At 62.7% G+C, this 2,422-nt stretch carries 1 protein-coding gene; it reads right to left on the bottom strand.

Annotation, left to right across the window (positions count from 1 at the left end; all coding sequences use genetic code 11):
• Nucleotides 1-1,292: 1,292 nt before the first annotated feature.
• Nucleotides 1,293-2,422 (bottom strand): hypothetical protein (locus ACFSUO_RS06745; protein ID WP_382392387.1); only part of this gene is annotated, 1,130 nt, incomplete at its 5' end.

Raw genomic sequence — 2,422 nt, forward strand, 5'->3', positions numbered from 1 at the left:
GCTCGGTCCGGGTCCGCCGGACCTCGCGCACCGCAAGGTCGCCGGCCGCTTGGAGAGATCACCCCGACGAGCGGCGCAGAGCCACAGCTCGGTGAGAGCACCGCGCTCTGTACGCACAGCCAACGGCTGACGCTGAGGGGAAACCTCTATGTCGCCGTGGACAGAAGGGACAGGTGGACAGGGCGGTCCCTTCGGCCGTCTTTCGTTGATCCTTGAGTTACAACCTCGTTCACAGTATGATTAGTTAAGCGTGGTGGCGGGGTCGGCCGCGTCGCGGCCCTCCGCCGGATCATGTTTTCGCAATACGCTACAGCCGGCTTGCTGACGGCTGCCCTCCCTCTCTGTGCCCTCGACGCCCGGCGGGGAAGGTGTACTCGCCGACCGCGTCATCGGGGTTGCCGGACACCTCTCCCCCTCAGGAGACGGGTAGTGGATGGGTGGCTCGATCTCCTCCTCCCCGCAGAACGGGCAGACGTCAATCACGATCACGACTCACCTCAGACCGACCTCAACCGGTCCCAGAGCGAAGCCAACAACTCCACGATCCCATCGACCAACTGGAGCAGAAACGGCTGCGACTCCGGCTCAGGGTTCGCCTGGACAACCACCTCCGGCTCGTCAGACTGACGCGTGTCCCGTGACCGATCGAAGCGGTCCCCAGCCGGACCCCCATCACCGCGACGCTTAGACCCGGACCACACCTCATCCTCGCCAACCGATCGAACCGCGATTTCATTTTCCATAGATGCCGCTATACGACGACTACGCAAAAACCCCATGGAACCTTAAACGCCGAAAATAACGCAAAGAGAGGCTGTACTTGCCGATTAACACCCAGAGATTTATACACATTTCAGGGGTAAATGGGGGTAAGTCTTTAAGTCATATACGACCCGCTCCGGGCGGACATCAAGACCGCTGGGTAAAATCACGTAAACGATTCCCAGATTTCCCACCCCAGCAGGTGAGAACACACCTAGCCTACGAGGTAGTGATCGCGATTTCTACGCGTAGACCTACGTTCGCTCTACGTGAACGCCTACCTCAGCACTACCCATCCTTCTACCCCAGCACTACCATCCTCCTACCCGGCACTACCAATCTCTCTCAGAGAGAGCTACCCCGCGCTCCCCGCCGACGGCCCCGCCGAGATCGCGCGCTCGGCACGTCGGTCGGCGTTGCCTCGACGTGGGGATCGACGTTGCCTCGACGTGGGGGTCGGCGTTGCCTCGACGTGGGGGCCGACGTGCGCCCGGCGTGACTCGGCGGGGGTCGGGGTACCCCGCGCTCCCTTACACTCCCGGTGGCGACACACGCTCGCCCGACTCAGGGTCGACGTAGGTCCCATCGTCGCGCTCGATGAGCCGCACCCCATCGATCGAGATCAGCCGGAACCCAGTACCCCAGAACGGAGGCGGCTCCTGATCCGTGGAACTCTCCCCAGAGTAGGACCGGACTCGGGTGTCACCATCAGGACCGGGAGCGGAGTAGTCACTCGGCGGTGTGACACTCGACGCGATCGAATACCCGAGATCCGGCGGCGGCTTGAACGCCAGCTCGGTATGAACGTTCCCGTTGCTCCGGTTCACCGCGACGGGTTCCCCGGAGATCAGACGATCCCAGTAGTCGATCGCGGAACCCATCGAGTCGGCAACCGCTTTCAGCTGCTCCCACGTCTCGGCGAGCGGCCCACCAAGAGATCGGCCGTGCGACCACCCCAAGTGTTCGAGCGCCTCCCCATGATCACCGAGATACTGCGAAGCAGCGTAAGCAGCCATGTGCTCCGGCTTATGTTCGGCTTCAGTATGCTCCGGCCCCACCCGGCGGACATCGACGATAAACGGAGCGCGATCCCGAGCGAGGCGCTCCATGTGACCCGCAGCGGACTCCGGCCACTTCTTCAACTCACCCGGCTCCATCGGAACTTCGGAGCCGTGGAGGTCGGCCCACTGGTCAGAGAGCCAATTCTGCGGGATGTAGAGGCTACGACTGTGGTTGCCGTCACGAAGCCGATCCCGGTCCCACGCCCAGAAAGCGTGAATCACCCCCTGCGGCCCCTCACACGTCCGAATCTGAAGGTGTTCGAGGCTGTCGATGTGGTCCAGCCGGTGCCCAGTAGGTTCCTCATGGTGAGGACACCGCTCACCGTCGCATACGGCAAGGTCTGCCCGCTCGACCCGCTGCCGGAGTCGCTGATGTGAGTATGCCAGCTCATCACTCGGACGCGACTCAGGCGAGGACGTGAACGTCAACCAGAGCACGTCGTAGTTGCGCGCTTCCCAGTATTTCAGCATCGTCACGCTCCGCTGAAACACGCGGGCCTGCTGACGCGAATAGCTCTGCTCGCCGTCTTGATCTTCGGGGTCCGAATCGTCCGTCTGACGGCCCGAAAACCCCTTCTCCCCCGGTGTTGGGTTTTCGC

This window comes from Lentibacillus juripiscarius, from assembly GCF_042685205.1.
In the GTDB taxonomy this organism is placed as follows: domain Bacteria; phylum Bacillota; class Bacilli; order Bacillales; family Amphibacillaceae; genus Lentibacillus; species Lentibacillus juripiscarius.